The organism is Lentzea sp. NPDC003310 (assembly GCF_040610935.1).
Lineage (GTDB): Bacteria > Actinomycetota > Actinomycetes > Mycobacteriales > Pseudonocardiaceae > Lentzea.
Genome location: NZ_JBEXNC010000014.1, coordinates 83141 through 99771, shown reverse-complemented (window position 1 = coordinate 99771; position 16631 = coordinate 83141). Strand labels below are relative to the sequence as shown.

18 protein-coding genes are annotated in these 16631 nt (G+C 68.3%); 13 read left to right on the top strand and 5 right to left on the bottom strand.

The window, feature by feature from the left end; translation table 11 throughout:
- The first annotated feature begins 42 nt into the window (after window positions 1–42).
- The 3 genes from ABZX02_RS28135 (at window position 43) to ABZX02_RS28125 (ending at window position 3963) form a co-directional block, all read left to right on the top strand.
- Window positions 43–315 carry a hypothetical protein gene (locus ABZX02_RS28135; protein WP_355302321.1) on the top strand — a complete coding sequence of 91 codons (273 nt, stop codon included), beginning with the start codon at window positions 43–45 and terminating at the stop codon, window positions 313–315.
- 274 nt (window positions 316–589) lie between these two features.
- Window positions 590–1060, top strand: coding sequence for a transcriptional regulator NrdR (gene nrdR / locus ABZX02_RS28130; RefSeq protein ID WP_089924179.1), 471 nt, complete (start codon window positions 590–592; stop codon window positions 1058–1060).
- Window positions 1061–1125: 65 nt separating this feature from the next.
- The gene (locus ABZX02_RS28125; RefSeq protein WP_355302319.1) at window positions 1126–3963 is read left to right on the top strand and encodes a vitamin B12-dependent ribonucleotide reductase; all 2838 of its coding nucleotides are present in this window, start codon (window positions 1126–1128) and stop codon (window positions 3961–3963) included.
- 130 nt (window positions 3964–4093) lie between these two features.
- Here ABZX02_RS28125 and ABZX02_RS28120 read toward each other — a convergent pair whose 3' ends face one another.
- Window positions 4094–4621, bottom strand: a complete 528-nt coding sequence (locus ABZX02_RS28120; protein ID WP_355302318.1) for an HNH endonuclease signature motif containing protein — start codon at window positions 4619–4621, stop codon at window positions 4094–4096.
- Between the two features lie 100 nt (window positions 4622–4721).
- Between ABZX02_RS28120 and ABZX02_RS28115 the strand changes: the two genes are divergently transcribed.
- The 4 genes from ABZX02_RS28115 (at window position 4722) to ABZX02_RS28100 (ending at window position 9556) form a co-directional block, all read left to right on the top strand.
- Window positions 4722–5273 carry a hypothetical protein gene (locus ABZX02_RS28115; protein WP_355302316.1) on the top strand — a complete coding sequence of 184 codons (552 nt, stop codon included), beginning with the start codon at window positions 4722–4724 and terminating at the stop codon, window positions 5271–5273.
- A gap of 115 nt (window positions 5274–5388) precedes the next feature.
- Window positions 5389–6285 carry an ADP-ribosylglycohydrolase family protein gene (locus ABZX02_RS28110; RefSeq protein ID WP_355302315.1) on the top strand — a complete coding sequence of 299 codons (897 nt, stop codon included), beginning with the start codon at window positions 5389–5391 and terminating at the stop codon, window positions 6283–6285.
- 87 nt (window positions 6286–6372) lie between these two features.
- On the top strand, window positions 6373–8889 hold the full coding sequence (locus ABZX02_RS28105) for a PEP/pyruvate-binding domain-containing protein (protein ID WP_355302314.1): 2517 nt from the start codon (window positions 6373–6375) through the stop codon (window positions 8887–8889).
- Window positions 8858–9556 (top strand): EcsC family protein, encoded by a 699-nt coding sequence (locus ABZX02_RS28100; protein WP_355302312.1) that lies wholly within the window; start codon window positions 8858–8860, stop codon window positions 9554–9556. Before ABZX02_RS28105 ends, ABZX02_RS28100 begins: the two co-directional genes overlap by 32 nt.
- Here ABZX02_RS28100 and ABZX02_RS28095 read toward each other — a convergent pair.
- On the bottom strand, window positions 9553–10311 hold the full coding sequence (locus tag ABZX02_RS28095; protein WP_355302310.1) for a DUF4239 domain-containing protein: 759 nt from the start codon (window positions 10309–10311) through the stop codon (window positions 9553–9555). The two genes, ABZX02_RS28100 and ABZX02_RS28095, sit on opposite strands and share 4 nt — an antisense overlap.
- 345 nt (window positions 10312–10656) lie before the next feature.
- Between ABZX02_RS28095 and ABZX02_RS28090 the strand changes: the two genes are divergently transcribed.
- The 4 genes from ABZX02_RS28090 to ABZX02_RS28075 all read left to right on the top strand — a co-directional run bounded on the left by ABZX02_RS28090 (window position 10657) and on the right by ABZX02_RS28075 (window position 13521).
- The gene (locus ABZX02_RS28090) at window positions 10657–11592 is read left to right on the top strand and encodes a hypothetical protein (RefSeq protein WP_355302309.1); all 936 of its coding nucleotides are present in this window, start codon (window positions 10657–10659) and stop codon (window positions 11590–11592) included.
- A 193-nt stretch (window positions 11593–11785) separates the two neighbouring features.
- On the top strand, window positions 11786–11974 hold the full coding sequence (locus ABZX02_RS28085; RefSeq protein WP_355302308.1) for a hypothetical protein: 189 nt from the start codon (window positions 11786–11788) through the stop codon (window positions 11972–11974).
- Window positions 11975–12118: 144 nt separating this feature from the next.
- Window positions 12119–12547, top strand: a complete 429-nt coding sequence (locus ABZX02_RS28080; protein WP_355302306.1) for a CBS domain-containing protein — start codon at window positions 12119–12121, stop codon at window positions 12545–12547.
- Window positions 12548–12579: 32 nt separating this feature from the next.
- Window positions 12580–13521 carry an MBL fold metallo-hydrolase gene (locus ABZX02_RS28075; RefSeq protein WP_355302304.1) on the top strand — a complete coding sequence of 314 codons (942 nt, stop codon included), beginning with the start codon at window positions 12580–12582 and terminating at the stop codon, window positions 13519–13521.
- A gap of 95 nt (window positions 13522–13616) precedes the next feature.
- On the opposite strand, the gene ABZX02_RS28070 is transcribed toward ABZX02_RS28075, so the two are convergent.
- Both ABZX02_RS28070 and ABZX02_RS28065 read right to left on the bottom strand, forming a co-directional pair.
- Window positions 13617–14153: an SRPBCC domain-containing protein gene (locus ABZX02_RS28070; protein WP_355302302.1), complete on the bottom strand. Its 537-nt coding sequence runs from the start codon at window positions 14151–14153 to the stop codon at window positions 13617–13619.
- On the bottom strand, window positions 14146–14493 hold the full coding sequence (locus tag ABZX02_RS28065) for a metalloregulator ArsR/SmtB family transcription factor (protein WP_355302301.1): 348 nt from the start codon (window positions 14491–14493) through the stop codon (window positions 14146–14148). Before ABZX02_RS28065 ends, ABZX02_RS28070 begins: the two co-directional genes overlap by 8 nt.
- Before the next feature lie 79 nt (window positions 14494–14572).
- Here ABZX02_RS28065 and ABZX02_RS28060 point away from each other — a divergent pair, with 79 nt between their 5' ends.
- Both ABZX02_RS28060 and ABZX02_RS28055 read left to right on the top strand, forming a co-directional pair.
- Window positions 14573–15538 carry a DUF3500 domain-containing protein gene (locus tag ABZX02_RS28060; protein WP_355302299.1) on the top strand — a complete coding sequence of 322 codons (966 nt, stop codon included), beginning with the start codon at window positions 14573–14575 and terminating at the stop codon, window positions 15536–15538.
- A complete protein-coding gene (locus tag ABZX02_RS28055) occupies window positions 15456–16172 on the top strand; it encodes an endonuclease V (RefSeq protein WP_355302297.1) in 717 nt (238 codons plus the stop codon). The genes ABZX02_RS28060 and ABZX02_RS28055 overlap by 83 nt, the downstream gene beginning before the upstream one ends.
- Here ABZX02_RS28055 and lspA read toward each other — a convergent pair.
- Complete coding sequence (gene lspA, locus ABZX02_RS28050) at window positions 16144–16629, bottom strand: signal peptidase II (RefSeq protein WP_355302296.1); 486 nt, start codon at window positions 16627–16629, stop codon at window positions 16144–16146. The two genes, ABZX02_RS28055 and lspA, sit on opposite strands and share 29 nt — an antisense overlap.
- Between the last annotated feature and the right edge of the window lie 2 nt (window positions 16630–16631).

Genomic DNA, 16631 nt, shown 5'->3' with positions numbered 1-16631 from the left:
CCCCTGTTCGATCATGATGGCTGACCTGCGATGGAGGTCGTGATGGCGGTGCTCGTCGAGAAGCGGATGCGTGTTGTCGAGGACGCGGACGTAGCAGCGGGACGTCCACTCCGTTCGGGGCCCCGCGTCATGCCGCGCCGGCCTGCGACCAAGCCGCGGCCGGTCTCCGTGCCCGCGTCGCGCGAGTCCAGTTCGTGCGACGTCCGCCCGAAGCGGGAGTCCTTGTTCGAACTCGTCGCGGTCGGCGTCCTGAGCGCCCTGACCGTCGTCGCGCTCGGCGTGCTCTACCTACAGCAGACGGGGGTCACCCCGTAGCTCCGCCCCCACATCTTGTGTTTCCGGCGCCCGCCGTGACGTGAACGCTCCGTCATCGGCGGGCTTTTTTGCGTAATCACCGCTGATCGTCGGCGGTTCGCCCAACAGGGTGACACGCGAAGCGTCGTGTCGAGTTGCGCAGGGGTTGGGTTGCGATCTAGGTTCTACCCCTACATCTAGTGGTTGCACCGTTGTAAGTAGTCCACAGGTTGTGGGTAACCCGACCAGTGAGGCTGCTGCGATGGGTGCTGCGCGGGGGAAGGGGTGAGGTGGCGTGCGGTGTCCGTTCTGCCGCCATTCGGACTCGCGAGTGGTCGACTCCCGCGAGGTCGACGAGGGTCAGGTGATCCGTCGTCGGCGCTCCTGCAACAGCTGCAGCCGCAGGTTCACCACGGTCGAAGAAGCGGTTCTCGCCGTGGTCAAGCGCTCCGGGGTGACGGAGCCGTTCAGCCGCGACAAGGTCGTCGTCGGCGTGCGCAGGGCGTGCCAGGGCCGCCCGGTCGACGAGGACGCGTTCCAGGTGCTGGCGCAGCAGGTGGAAGAGTCGATCCGGTCGACGGGGTGCGCGGAAATCGCGAGCCACGAGGTGGGCCTCGCCATTCTCGGCCCTCTGCGCGAACTCGACGAGGTCGCTTATCTGCGCTTCGCGAGCGTCTACAGGTCCTTCTCGTCCGTCGAGGACTTCGAGAAGGAAATTCTCGATCTTCGCACTGCACGAGCCGAGGAAGCACCGGCCGAGCAGTGATCCGCGCGCACCAAAGCGCGTGAGACAACCATCTTTTTCAAGTACCAGCACGAGGGAGATCCACCGTGACCGAGACCGTCGGCGGCTCAGCCAAGAAGACAGCCGCACGGGCGGCTGCCAAGCCTGCTGCCGCGCTGAAGGTCCAGCGCGTCTACACCACCGAGGGCCGCCACCCCTACGACGAGGTCACGTGGGAGCGTCGCGACGTCGTCATGACGAACTGGCGCGACGGCTCGGTGAACTTCGAGCAGCGCGGTGTCGAGTTCCCCGAGTCCTGGTCGGTGAACGCCACGAACATCGTCACCAGCAAGTACTTCCGCGGTGCCGTCGGCAGCGAGAAGCGCGAGCAGTCGCTGCGCCAGCTGATCGACCGCGTCGTGAAGACGTACGTGGGCGCGGGCAAGGAGCACGGCTACTTCGCGGGTGACGCGGACGCCGAGATCTTCGAGCACGAGCTCACCTACATGCTGCTGCACCAGGTGTTCAGCTTCAACTCGCCGGTGTGGTTCAACGTCGGCACGAGCTCGCCGCAGCAGGTCAGCGCGTGCTTCATCCTCGCGGTCGACGACACGATGGAGTCGATCCTCAACTGGTACCGCGAGGAGGGCCTGATCTTCAAGGGCGGCTCCGGTGCCGGCCTGAACCTCTCGCGCATCCGCTCGTCGAAGGAGCTGCTGTCCTCCGGCGGCACCGCGTCCGGCCCGGTGTCGTTCATGCGCGGCGCCGACGCGTCCGCGGGCACCATCAAGTCCGGTGGCGCCACCCGCCGCGCGGCCAAGATGGTCGTCCTCGACGTCGACCACCCGGACGTCGTCGAGTTCATCGAGACCAAGGCGCGCGAAGAGGACAAGATCCGCGCCCTGCGCGACGCCGGCTTCGACATGGACCTGGGCGGCGCCGACATCGTGTCGGTGCAGTACCAGAACGCGAACAACTCGATCCGCGTGTCGGACGAGTTCATGCACGCCTACGAGAGCGGCGGCGACTTCGGTCTGCGCGGCCGTCAGACCGGCGAGGTCATCGAGCGCATCGACGCCAAGGAGCTGTTCGGCAAGCTCGCCAAGGCCGCGTGGGAGTGCGCCGACCCCGGCATCCAGTACGACGACACGATCAACGACTGGCACACCTGCCCCGAGTCGGGCCGCATCACCGCGTCCAACCCGTGCTCCGAGTACATGCACCTCGACAACTCGAGCTGCAACCTCGCGTCGCTGAACCTGATGAAGTTCCTCGGTGACGACGGCCGCTTCGACGCCGTCACGTTCGCCAAGGCCGTCGAGCTGATCATCACCGCGATGGACATCTCGATCTGCTTCGCGGACTTCCCGACCGAGCCGATCGCGGACACCACTCGCAAGTTCCGCCAGCTCGGCATCGGCTACGCCAACCTCGGCGCGCTGCTGATGGCCACCGGCCACGCGTACGACTCCGAGGGTGGCCGCGCGCTCGCCGCGACCATCACCTCGCTGATGACCGGTGTCTCGTACCGCCGTTCCGCGGAGCTCGCGGGCTTCGTCGGCGCGTACGACGGCTACAAGCGCAACGCCACGGCGCACCAGCGCGTCATGCGCAAGCACGCCGCCGCGAACGACCTGATCCGCACCTACCACGCGAACGACTCGTCGGTGCACAAGGTCGCGACCGAGGCCTGGCAGCAGGCGCTGGAGATCGGCGCGAAGAACGGCTGGCGCAACGCCCAGGCGTCCGTGCTGGCCCCCACCGGCACCATCGGCCTGATGATGGACTGCGACACCACCGGTATCGAGCCGGACCTGGCCCTGGTCAAGTTCAAGAAGCTCGTCGGCGGCGGTTCGATGCAGATCGTCAACCAGACGGTGCCGCGCGCCCTCAAGGCGCTGGGCTACCTGGACGAGCAGATCGAGGCGATCGTCGAGTTCATCGGCGAGCACGGCCACGTCGTCGACGCGCCGGGCCTGCGCCGCGAGCACTACGAGGTCTTCGACTGCGCCATGGGCGAGCGCTCCATCGCGCCCATGGGCCACGTGCGGATGATGGCGGCCACGCAGCCGTTCCTGTCCGGCGCGATCTCCAAGACGGTCAACATGCCGGAGACGGCCACGATCGCCGACGTCGAGGAGATCTACTACCAGGGCTGGAAGCTCGGTCTGAAGGCGCTCGCGATCTACCGCGACAACTGCAAGGTCGGCCAGCCGCTGTCCGCCGGCAAGTCGGCGAAGGCGACCGAGGAGAAGAAGGCCGCGACCGAGACGGTCGTCGAGTACCGCCCGGTCCGCAAGCGCCTGCCGAAGAAGCGCCCGTCGCAGACCGTGTCGTTCACGGTCGGCGGTGCCGAGGGCTACCTGACCGCCGGTTCCTACCCGGACAACGGCCTCGGCGAGGTGTTCGTCAAGCTCGGCAAGCAGGGCTCGACGCTCGCCGGCGTGATGGACGCGTTCTCGATGTCCATCTCGGTGGGTCTGCAGTACGGCATCCCGCTCGAGTTCTACGTCTCGAAGTTCCAGAACCTGCGCTTCGAGCCGGCGGGAATGACCGACGACCCGGACGTCCGCATCGCGACCTCGGTGCTCGACTACCTGTTCCGCCGCCTGGCGCTCGACTACCTGCCCTACGACAAGCGCGCGCAGCTCGGCATCTTCACCGCCGACGAGCGTTCGGCGCAGGTCGCGGGCGAGTACGGCGGCCCGGTGTCGTCCGACGTGGACCTCGAGGGTCTGCGCGGCTCGGTCGAGGCGGCTCCGGCCGTCGAGGCCGCGGTCGAGCCGGCCGCACCGAAGCAGGTCGGCAGCTCGACCGAGCTGCTGGAGCTGCACCTCGGCAAGGCCGCCGACGCGCCGCTGTGCATGACCTGCGGCACGAAGATGCGTCCGGCCGGCTCGTGCTACCTGTGCGAGGGCTGCGGCAGCACCTCCGGCTGCAGCTGATAACCGCTGAGTTCTGAACGGCAAGTGGGGCCTCGATGCTTCGTGCGTCGAGGCCCCACCTTGTGTCGCCCACTTGTGCCGCTGAGAACTCTTAGCCGCGGTTAGACCCTCTAGCTGGTGCGGGACTCCGTCACGGCAGCGTGATGCCGTGACGGTCGGCCAGCTTCTTCTCGACCTCCGCGATCACGCACGCGATCGTCGACGGGTTGAGCCGCCCCTCGCCGAACCGCACCACGGTCTTCGCGAACTCGTCCGCCGCCAGCGCACGGCACTCGGCGTTCAACATCCGGTGGTCCACCGCTGCCTCCTTGAAGCACTCCAACGGCTTGCGCCCGAAGATGACCTCGAACTCCTCCCACCCGCGCAACGTCCAGTACGTGTCGTAGGCCGAGACGGAGACGGAGGTGGCGCGCAACCACCGCCACAGGTATCCGGGATCCAGGTGGCTCGGAGACTCGCTGACGCACCGGCCGCACAGCAGCACGACGTTGTCCAGCGCGCGGGTGCCGCCCATCGACGCGGGCACGACGAGGTGTTGCTCCAGTGAGGACCTGTAACCGCAGCGCCAGCATCTCTCGTGCGCGGTGCTCCAGTCGATGACGAGGTCGACCTCGTGCTCGACCCAGTACGCGACGATCTGCTGGTTGCTGATGCGCATGTGATCCTTCCCCAGGTGTTGCCTCCCCTGTCGGTCGTGAAGGCGATTCCGTTTCACCCACCCGCAACTGATAGAACATCTCGCATTAAGAGGGGGAGAGATGCCTTCGTTCGACGACTTACGCCGGTACCTGCTCGGCCAGCTCAACGCGGCTGTCCGGCGTCCCGGCATGTACGGCGGTGAGGCGGTGATCCTCACCCTGCTCGACGCGCTGGCGTTCGCCGACGACCGCACGGACCGGTGGCAGACCGAGCTCGAAGCGCTGGTCAAGCGCGGCGCGGCGAACGCGGCGATGGTCAGCGGAGCGGTCCACGAGGCGCTCGGGCACCGCAGCGAGGACGTCATGGCGTCGGTGTACGCGGACCTCGCCCACCGGCAGGGCTGGCTGAGCCTCGACGCCGACAGCCGCATCCCCGGCGTGCTGGGGGAGGACGACTGCCTGCTCGACGACGTGATCGCCGAGTACGGCGAGCCGCCGTTGTGGCTCGGCGGCACGAACCCCAAGTACTCGAAGACCCTCGGCTACCCGGACCGGTCGGGATCGCTGGTGTTCTTCCACTTCATGCCGGAGATGCGGCTGATGGCCACGCGGCGCGGCGACGGCGGCTTCCGGGAGAGCTTCGTGTTCACCCCTGCCGGGCTGTCGCGCTGAACTCCTCGAACAACAGCGTGTCCCGGTGCGAATTCGACCGGCACGTGGGCAACGAAGTGCGCGAAGGTCCAAATCCAGGTGACCTTGGCAGGCCAGAACAGTAAAATCGCAGGTGATGCGCATAGTTCTGCACACTCGTGCGCGCCTGGACCTCGCATACGCCTCGCTCGACGGGCTCTCCGTCGGCGACGCTCTGGGCGCTCAGTTCTTCATGGTCGGCCGCTCGTTGCCCGACCTCGTGGCCGGCAAGCCGCCGCGGGGCCCGTGGGAGTGGACCGACGACACCGAAATGGCCTGCAACCTCGTCGCCGAGCTCCGTGATCACGGAGACGTCGACCAGACCCGGCTCGCGGCGACGTTCGCCGACCGCTGCGAGCCCTATCGCGGCTATGGCGCAGGGGCGTTCACGATCCTGCGCAAGATCCGCCAGGGCACGCCGTGGAAGGAAGCGGCCTCCAGCGCGTTCGACGGCCAGGGGTCCTGCGGCAACGGGGCCGCGATGCGGATCGCGCCGCTGGGCGCCTACTTCGCCGACGACCCGGACACCGTGACGGCACAGGCGATCCGGGCGAGCGAGGTGACGCACCAGCACCCGGAGGGCGTCATGGGAGGCCTCGCCGTCGCCCACGCGGCAGCGGTCGCGGTCCGGGCACGGCTGACGGGCGTGCCACCACGCGACCTGCTCGGGACGGTGCTCGACCACCTCGAAGACTCGTTCGTGCGCAAGGGGATCGACAAGGCGCGCAAGATCACCGGCGCCGAGGAGGCCGCGTACGTCCTCGGCAACGGGTCGCGGGTGACGGCGCAGGACACAGTGCCGTTCACGCTCTGGGTCGCCGCCCACCACCTCGACGACTACCGCGCGGCCATCACCGCGTGCGTCCGGGCAGGCGGCGACATCGACACCACCGCCGCGATCGTCGGCGGCGTCATCGGGAACCCGCCAGAGGACTGGCGGCACGCTCGCGAACCGTTGCCGGAGTGGGTGAGCCGCTCCGAGCAGGAGCTCTGACCCGGCGGTGTGATTTATTCATCGCGTGTTGAGTTTTTGGCTCAACGCTCGTAGCCTCCTCTTCAGGCGGAACCTGGAGGGGTTGTCATGGCGCTCACGATCGGCTTCAAGTCCATCGACGGCTCGATGCTCGCCACCGTGGGCGGCAAGGCCGCGAACCTCGGCGAGCTCACCAGGGCCGGCCTGCCGGTGCCGCAGGGCTTCTGCGTCACCACGGACGCCTACCGCGCCGTCGCGCGGGCCGACGAGCTGGCGGGCACCACCCCGGAGAACGCCCGCAGGACGTTGCTGGAAACCCCTGTGCCGCAGGAGATCCGGGACGCGATCGTCGCCGAGTACCGCGTGCTCGGCGACGACCAGCCGGTCGCCGTCCGGTCCAGCGCCACCGCGGAGGACCTGCCGTTCGCGAGCTTCGCGGGTCAGCAGGACACGTTCCTCAACGTCGTCGGCGAGGACGCGGTGGTCGACGCGGTCCGCCGCTGCTGGGCGTCGCTGTGGACGGATCGGGCGGTCAGCTACCGCGAGAGCAACGGCATCGACCACGCCACGACCTACCTGGCCGTCGTCGTGCAGCGGATGGCGCAGTCGGCGGTGTCCGGCGTGATGTTCACGGCGAACCCGGTCACCGGCAAGCGCGACCAGGTCGTCATCGACGCGAGTCCCGGTCTCGGCGAGGCCGTCGTGTCCGGCGCCGTCAACCCCGACCACTTCGTCGTCGACGGCAGCGACATCGTCGAGAAAAGACTGGGGGACAAGAGGTTCGTCATCCGCTCACGACCCGGCGGCGGCACCGAGCACGTCGAGGTCGGCGAGAGCGGCGAGCAGTGCCTCACCGACGGGCAGATCCACGCGCTCGCCGTCCTCGGCCGCAAGGTGCAGCGGCACTACGGATCGCCGCAGGACATCGAGTGGGCGATCGACGACGAGGGCGAGCTGCACCTCACCCAGGCGCGGCCCATCACGACGCTGTTCCCGTTGCCGGACAACCCGGACGGCGCGGCGCACGTCTACTTCTGCTTCAGCCTCGCGCAGGGGCTCGAACGCCCGATCACGCCGATGGGCCGCGCGGCGTTCCGCGAGATCGCCAAGTCCGCCTTCGAGATCGTGATCGGCGATCCCGCGAGCCGGTCCTATGTGGAGAACGGTGAGCGCATCTTCTTCGACGTCACCAAGGTGTTGCAGAGCAAGGTCGGCCGCGAGTTCGTCACGCGTCTGCTCGCGGTGATGGAGGCGCGGTCCTCGGAGGTGCTGCGCGGGCTGTTCGACGACCCGAGGTTCGCGGTCAGGAACTCCTCCCCGACGCCCGCGCTGAAGCGCGTGTTCCGGCTCGCCCGTCGGTTCCACGTGCCCGTGACCGCGGTGAAGGCGTTGGTGAACCCCGAAAAGGCCGTGCAGACCGCGTTGCGGATGGAACGCCAGGTCCTGGAGAAGTCCGCGACCCTGTCGATCGAGCAGGCACTGCGGCTGTGCACCGTGCCCGTCCTGCCCCGGCTGGCGCCGACCGCGTTGATCGGGTTCGCGATGCTCGGCCTGGTCGGCAAGGTCGTGAGGACGAGGCCGGGGGAGCTGCAGACCGTGCTGCGCGGCCTGCCGAACAACATCACCACCGAGATGGACATGGCGATGTGGGACCTGGCGCAGGAGATCAGGCACGATCCCGTGGCGCTGCGGCAGTTCCGCGACGGTGAACGCCCCGCCGCGCTCGACCGGTTCCTGGCGAGGTGGGGTCACCGCGCCGTCGCCGAGATCGACCTGGGCCTGCCGAGGTGGTCCGACGACCCGGCGCACGTCGTCGGTGTCGTCAGGAACTTCCTGCTCCTGCAAGACGACCAGGCCTACCCGGACGTGGTCTTCGCGCGCGGCGCCGCCGAGGCCGAGGCGATGATCGAGACGCTGGCGCGGCGTGCCCGGGGACGGGGCTGGTTCGTGCGCTTCGCGTTGCGCCGCACCAGGGTGCTCGCCGGTCTGCGGGAGTACCCGAAGTACCTGATCATCACGTTGTTCGGGGCGCTGCGGAAGCGCATCGCGGACGTGGGTGCCGAACTCGTCGCGGCCGGCCGGCTGGACGCGCCGGACGACGTGTTCTTCCTGACCATGGAGGAAATGCGCTCCGCCCAAGCAGATCTGCGCGAACTGGTGACCGCGCGCCGCGAGGTCTACGACCGGGAGATGCGGCGCCGGCGCATCCCGCGGGTCCTGCTGTCGGACGGCACGGAACCCGAAGCCGTGCACCACGGAGTCCTGCCCGAGGGCGACCTCGTCGGCACCCCGGCGTCGGCGGGCACGATCACCGGTATCGCGCGCGTCGTCATGGACCCGGTCGGCGCCCACCTCGAACCGGGCGAGATCCTCGTGGCGCCGTCGACGGATCCGGGCTGGACACCGCTGTTCCTGACGGCGGGCGGCCTGGTGATGGAGATGGGCGGCGCGAACTCGCACGGTGCCGTGGTGGCGCGCGAGTACGGGATTCCGGCGGTCGTGGGCGTGCGCGAGGCCGTGACGAGGATCAAGAGCGGCGAACGCATCACCGTGGACGGCAGCACGGGAGCGATCACGACGCTCGACTCGCCCGTTGAGCCGTCATCGCGGCAGCCGGACGCGTAATGTCGGGATTGTGGCTGAGTCCAAGGGTGAGCTGAACAAGGCCCAGCAGGGCATCGCGGACTACCTGCTGCGCGCGGGTGTGGACGGCTTCGGCCCGTTCAAGAGCGCCCGCGAGTCCGCGTCGGACGCGCTCGTCAAGAAGGGCGACGAGGCGGACGCGGTCAAGCACCTCATCCGCACGCACGTCGCGCTGGCGGGCGCCCAGGGCTTCATCACGAACCTCGGCGGCCTGATCACGCTGCCGATCTCGCTGCCGTCCAACGTCGCGGCCACCTATGTCATCCAGACGCACCTCATCGCGTCCATCGCGTCGTTGCGCGGACACGACGTGGACAGCGACGAGGTGCAGATGGCGATCCTGCTGTGCCTTCTCGGCAATGCCGGAACCGAGCTGTTCAAGAAAGTCGGCATCAAGCAGTTCACCAAGAAGGCCGCGTCGGCACTCATCACGAAATACGGCACGAAGAAACTCGGCACCGTCGCCGCGAAGGGCGTTCCGCTGCTGGGCGGCGTCATCGGCGGTGGCGTCGACGCCGCCTCGACCCGGGCGGTCGGCGCATTCGCGAATCGCTACTTCGCGCAGACCGACGCATTGCCTAAGGTCATCGACGGCGAAGTACTTGCCGTCGAGATCGAAGAAGCGGACGGAACGGCCGAATCGCGCTAACTCAGCCGGTCCAGTGCGGAGCTGAACGCGTCCGGCGGGATGAGCACACCGCCGCTGAACGGGTTCTGCAACTGGTGGATCGCGAACAGCAGCAGCACGAGCGTCGAGCTGAGCGTGATCGTGATCAGCAGCTGTGAGACTAGGTTCGGCCCACCGAACAGATACGGGAACAGCAGCGACAGCCCCGTGCCGATCAGCAGCGCGAGCCACACGACCGGGTTGACCCCGTTGTCCGCCGCGTCGAGCCGCTCCTGCCGGGCCTGGTAGACCTCCCAGAGCTGGTTCGCCGCCTCGGCCTTGCGGTCCTCCTGCCAGCCGCCGTCCGGCGCCGCCGTCGAGATCGTGTCCCTGAGCTGGTTCAACGTGCTCCAGCCCTGGTTTCCGACCTCCTCGCCCTCGCGCATGCGGGGCCACTCGTCGTCGACCACGACCGAGACGTAGTCGCGGATCAGCTGGTCGACCTTCGACTTCGCCGGCTCCGGCAGCGAGTCCGACGACCAGTCCACGGCGACCAGCGCGTTGGCCTCCTTCTGCACCTGCTCCTCGGCGGCGTTGGCCGAGTCGAACAGGGAGATGAGGATGAACGCGGCGAGCACCGCGTGCAGCCCGGCGACGATGCTGAACACCGAACCGCCGGCACCGAGGTTCTTCTCGCCCACTTCGTCCGAGCCGAACCGGCGGGTGATGACGACGAGAACGGCGGAGATGGCGGCGGCTCCGAGAACCCAGAGCGCGCCGCTGAGGTAAATGCTCAATTCGGCTCCTTTCTGGTGTGGGATTAGACCACGGTCTACTGTGACCGGTACAGCACGGTCTGGTTAACGAGTAATGGTCAGGTGGGAATGCGCGGCAACAGCAGAAATACCCGGTTGTCGTATGGAGCTACTCCATTCCGGTGGAGGCGGAATGTGCTCGGGATGAGCGCCGTGTCGTCGCTGCTGGTGCTTTCGACGCCGTTCACCAGCGCCGTTGCCGAAGCCGCGCCGCCGAACTGTGACGCTTATCAAGTGCGTTCATCCCATCGGGGACACTTTTCGTCGTTCACGAAAGTGGATGTGTCATCCGGTGGGGTGACAGAGGTGGCCCGCCTGGACTACGCAGTGAATGCACTGGGGTACTCGACGGCACTGGGTCGCCTGGTCGGCCTCACCGCTAGAGGCCATCACCGGTGGAAGAACCCGTCACACGTCGTCCTGATCGATCCCAAGGGCGTGGTCAACGACCTCGGACCCGTTGACGCGCACTGGTTCCGCACCGACGACGTGTCGGCGGGCGCGGTCGTGGGCTCCACGTTCTACGTGCGCGACAACGCCCGGCTGCACGCCATCGACATCGACCCGGACAGCCCCACGTACCTCGAGGTCGTGCGCACCGTCGTGCTCGGCTGGCCCGCCCTGACGCTCGACGACTTCACCGCCGACCCGGTGAGCGGCAAGCTGACCGGGGTGTCGACCGGCGGAGAGGGTCCGGCCGAGGTCGTCACGTTCGACCCGGTGTCCGGGCGGGTGCTGGGCAGGACGGAGATCGCGGACCTGCCCGGCAGGTCCACCTACGGCGCCGTGCTGGTCGACTCGGCGGGCACGGTCTACGCCGTCAACAACGGCTACAAGGGCCGCAGCCGCTTCTACCGGATCACGGGCACCACGGCGGTGGAACTCTCGGCCGGTCCGCAGATGGGCATGATCGACGGAGCGGGCTGCCTGCCGAACCCGATGCCACCGCGCGTCGAGCCACCGGCACCCCGCCCCGAGGTACCCCCGCCCGCGACGCCCGTTCCTCCCGCCCCGACGTCGGCCCCGGCACCCGTGCCCGCTCCGGTCGTGGTGCCACCTCCGGCCGTCGCGACCACGCCGCCGCCCGCTCCGCCGCACCAACCGGTGCCGGTGCGCCTCGCCCGGCAGAAGGTCGAACCGCGCAAGGACCTCCCGCTCGACCCCGAGACGACGCCGATGACCAAGTCCCGCAAGTGGGCGGTGGTCACGGTCATCCTCGTGATGCTCGGAGCAGGAGCAGCCGCCGCACGGGTGCGCGGTTAATTCGGTTGGCGTGAGACGACGACGTCGCTAGCGTTGCGGGCATGCTGTACATCTGATGAAGCCGCAGCGCTCTCGACGCTGCCCTCGCGACCTAGACGTCGCGCACTTCTTCGGTGACCCATGCGCGGGTCCATCTCCCACGGCCCTCTTCAGCCGTGTCGTCTGCACGCCCTCTTCGCGAGGAGGCTTTCGCATGCCTGACACCAGCCAGCCCCAGGAACAGTCCCAGGAACAGTCCCAGCCCGCCAACCGCGCCGCACGCCGTGCGCAGAAGCGGGGCGCCAAGCCGGACCAGAACACGCACTTCCAGCTGCCGCAGCAGCGGGTGCCCGTGGTCCAGCCGCGCCAGTTCGCGACCCGTCGCCGCGGAGGAACCGCGTAGCCGACGCCGGACCAGGCGCGACACCGGCGGGGGACGTGGTCGAACGACCACGTCCCCTGCTCCCTTCGGGGCACGATCTCCCGTTCTGTCCGAATCCGATCTAGCCTGAAGTGCCTACCGGACCGACAGGATCGGAGGCGCCAGATGAGGATCGCTGACGTTTTGCGGACCAAGGGATCGGCGGTCGCGACAATCGACCCGGACGTCCCGGTGTCCGAACTGCTCAGAGCGCTTGCCGAACACAACATCGGCGCGATCGTCGTCGTCGGCTCTTCCGGCGTGGCGGGGATCGTGTCGGAGCGCGACGTGGTGCGCCGGCTCCACGAAACCGGCCCTGAGCTGCTGTCTTCCCCAGTGTCGGCAATCATGACGGCCGACGTCTTCACCTGTTCTCCGTCGGACACCGTCGACAGCCTCACCGTCGTCATGACCGAACGGCGCTTCCGCCACGTCCCCGTGCTGTCCGACGGGCGACTGGTCGGCATCGTCAGCATCGGCGACGTGGTGAAGAGCCGGATCGGGCAGCTCGAACAGTCGCACGACCAGCTGCAGGCCTACATCGCCCAAGGCTGACCCGCACCGGACCCGTAAGTACGCTCGACCGGGTGAAAACGTCTCCTGACCGGCCCGAACTCCTCCCGGAACTGGTGGAGGTCGCGCCAGGCGTGCACGCCTACGTCCAGCCCGACGGGTCCTGGATGATCAACAACACCGGCGTCGTCGTCGGCTCGGACGACACGCTGCTGCTCGTCGACACGACGTCCACCGAGGCCCGCAACCGCGCGTTGCTCGCCTCGGTGGCGTCGGTGAGCACCGCTGTCCCGGCCTACGTGATCAACACCCACCACCACGGCGACCACACCTTCGGCAACTGGCTCATGCCGCCGTCGACCGTGATCGTCGGCCACGAGGCGTGCCGCGAGGAGGTGCTCGCCGCCGGCCTGCTCGCCGCGCAGGTCCTGACAGGCCCGGACTACGGCCACCTCGAGGTCCGCCCGCCGTCCCTGACCTACAGCACGTCCCTGACGCTGCACCTGGGCACACGAGTGGTCGAACTGCACCATCCCGGCCCGGCGCACACCCGCGGCGACACCGTCGTGTGGCTGCCGGCGGACCGCGTCCTGTTCACCGGCGACCTGGTCTTCGCGGGCGGCCAGCCGTTCCTCGCCGAGGGCAGCATTCACGGCTACCTGTCCGCACTCGAGTTCCTGCGCGCGTTCGACGCCGACGTGCTCGTCCCCGGTCACGGTCCGCTACTGCGAGGCCCCGAGATCACCCGAGTCCTCGACGACCTCGTCGCCTACACGACCTACCTGTTGGAACTCGCCACCTCCGGCCACGCCGCCGGCAAGACCCCGATGGACGTCGTCCGCGAAGCGGGGGAGTCGCGCTTCTCGTCGTGGCAGGAGTCCGAACGCCTGGTCGGCAACCTCCACCGCGCTTACCACGAACTGGACGGCAAGCCGCTCTCCGAACGCCTCGAACTCCTGCGCGTCTGGACGGACATGACGGAGCTCCACGGCGGCCCCATCGCCTGCCACGCCTGACCCCACCCGTCCGGCACCACTGCTGACCTGCCGCTTAGCAATGAGTATTTGGACGACGACGTGCAAAGACTCATTGCCAAAGCAGGATTCACGTTCTAGACGGCCTGGCCGATGCCGGGAGGTTCGGGAACGTTCTCGGTCTTGGTGCCCGCCGGCATCGCCCACATGAAGGCGCGCATCATGGCGTACTGGAGCTTCAACCCGGTGCCGACATCGCCGGACTCCACGACCTGCTTGAGCGCTCCGAGGATGCCCTTCCACGTCGCGTCGACCTTGTCGAGCCGCTTGACGCCCTCGGGCCAACCGGAGTTGCGCAGCGTGACCCGTGTGCCACCGTCGACCTCTTCGAGCTCCCACGAGACCACGGTCCACGGATCGTCGCGCATGGTGAGCCGCTGCGTGTGCGACAGCAGCCGGGGCGGATCGACCTCGACGACGCGGCCGACGACGAAGACCCGCTTCCCGTCGGTCGACCGGTAGTACAACGGCGCGCCCGGTTCGAGCGCGGAGTCGAGCACCGCGTCCATCATCGCGCGCTGCTTGCCGTCGAGTCTGGTGATCTCCGCCCACACCTTCTCGATGGGCGCGGCGATCACGATGCTGTGCACCAGCTCGGTACCGGGTTCAGCCAACGTCCTCATCCTCCTGACCGGCGCTCTCGACCGTGAGCTTCAGGCCGACCAACGCCGCTGCCCAGTTCTGCTCGTACTGCGCGACCCACCGCTGGTGGATCTGCTGGATGGGCACGGGATTCAGGTGGTTGACCCGCTTCCGGCCCCGCGGCTCGACGAGCACCAGATCGGCCTCGCGGAGCACACCGAGGTGCTGCATGACGACGTGCCGGCTGATCTCCAACGCCTCGACCAGTTCGCCGGTCGTGCACGGCCCGGTGCGCAGGACGTCGAGAATCGCGCGCCTCAGCGGGTTCGCGAGGGCGCGCCAGACGGCGTCGTCATCATGTGGCAACTTCATTACGTAAGGTTTTTAACACCTATCTGGCTGCATGTCGAGCGGCACTGCTTCGCGCGCTCAACGCCTATAAGTTCGAATCATGCTGCACGACGTCGCCGACGCCACGCACCGCTATCTCGCCCTGCTGGCCGCTGACCAGCACGAACACGCTGTCCGCGCCATCACCGACGACGACCTCAGGCACCGCTGGGCCTACACGCCCGGCACCCGCCCCGGACTGGCGCTGGGCGAACTGCACCGCGACCAGCGCAAGGCGGTCCACGGCATGCTCGCCACCGTGCTCAGCCCGCACGCCTATGCCCAGGCCGCCGCGGTGATGGCGTTGGAAGACGTCCTCGACCACCGAGAAGGCGGCCACCGCGACCGGCACAACGGCGACTTCTGGACGGTCCTCTTCGGCACGCCCGGCGGCGACGACCCGTGGGGCTGGCGCATCGAAGGACACCATCTGTCCGTGAACGTCGTTGTCGCCAACGGCCGAGTCTCCGCGACACCGTTCTTCCTGGGCGCGAACCCGGCCCGCGTGACCTACCGCGGCCACGTCGTGGCCCAGCCACTCCGCCTCGAAGAAGAGCTCGCCCGCGAACTCCTGGACCGCATGGGCCCGACCGCCCGCCGCCTGGCCGTCGCCGCGGACACCGCGCCGCACGACATCCGCACCGGCAACGAGCCGCGGATCACCCCGTCCGACCCTGTCGGCGTCACGCCGGCCCAGCTGGGCAAACCCGCCGCCGAACTGCTCGTCGACATCGTCCGCTTCTACCTCGACCGACTCTCCTACGAACTCGCCGACGAGGAGTTCGCCCAGATCGACCCCGAGCGCCTGCACTTTTCGTGGGAAGGCTCGCTACGCCGAGGCGAGGGCCACTACTACCGCGTCCAAGGCCCGAACCTGCTCATCGAGTACGACAACACCGCGAACGAGGCCAACCACGTCCACACGGTCTGGCGTCGCCATTCGGGTGACTTCGGCGACGACCTGCTCGCCGCCCACTACGACGAGTCACGGCACACTGTCGCCCGTGGAGTGGCCCAGAACGGTTGACGACGCAGTCGCGTTGCAAGAACGCCTGCGCACGCAAGTGATCACCACCAGCGCCCCTGACCTGCACATAGACACCGTCGCAGGCCTGGACGTCGGCTACCGTAGCAATGACACAGTTGCAGGCGTGTGCGTGGTGTTCGATGCAAAAACGCTGGTCGTCCTCGACGAGGTCGTCGTCGAGGACACGACGGACTTCCCGTACATCGCCGGGCTCTTCGCGTTCCGCGAGATGCCGGTCCTGCTGAAGGCACTCGACCAGGTGACCGTCAGGCCCGACCTGTTGGTCGCGGACGGTCAGGGCCTCGCCCACCCGCGCCGGTTCGGCCTCGCGTGCCACCTCGGCGTGCACACCGGCATCCCGAGCATCGGGGTCGCGAAGAACGCGATGGGCTCGTTCGAGCAACCCGGCCACACCCGCGGCTCGATGAGCGACCTCGTCATGGATGACGACGAGGTCGTCGGCAGGGCCCTGCGGACACAAGACGGCGTGAAGCCCGTCTTCGTCTCGGTCGGCCACAAGATCGACCTCGACCGGGCGTGCGCCGAAGTGCTGCGCCTGGCCCCGCGCTACCGACTTCCAGAGACGGCCCGCCGCGCCGACACGCTCACGCGGCAGGCTGCTTCGTCGGCGTGAAGCTCAGCAGCACGAGCAGGATCGCGCCGCAGACCAGCGCGATGTCCGCGACGTTGCCGACGAACCAGCCGTTGTAGTCGATGAAGTCGACGACGTGCCCGCGCGCGAAACCCGGCGGCCGGAACAGCCGGTCGAGCAGGTGCGTGGTCGCGCCGCCCAGCATCAACGCGAGCGCAGCGGCCCTCAGCTTCGTCTGCGGCTGCATGCCGTAGCGCGCGAGCAGCACGACGGCGACGGCCGCGACGATCGTGAAGATCCATGTCGACCCCGCGCCGATCGAGAAGGCGGCACCGGGGTTGTAGAGGAGCCTGAACTGCAGGAACTCCCCGAGGACGGGAATGGGCGCGCGGCCGGTCAGCGCGCTCTCGGCCCAGAACTTCGTGGCCTGGTCCAGCAGCAGCACGAGCACGGCGATACCCACGACGAGCGGCACGCGGCGAGAGGTGGTGGTGTCCATTT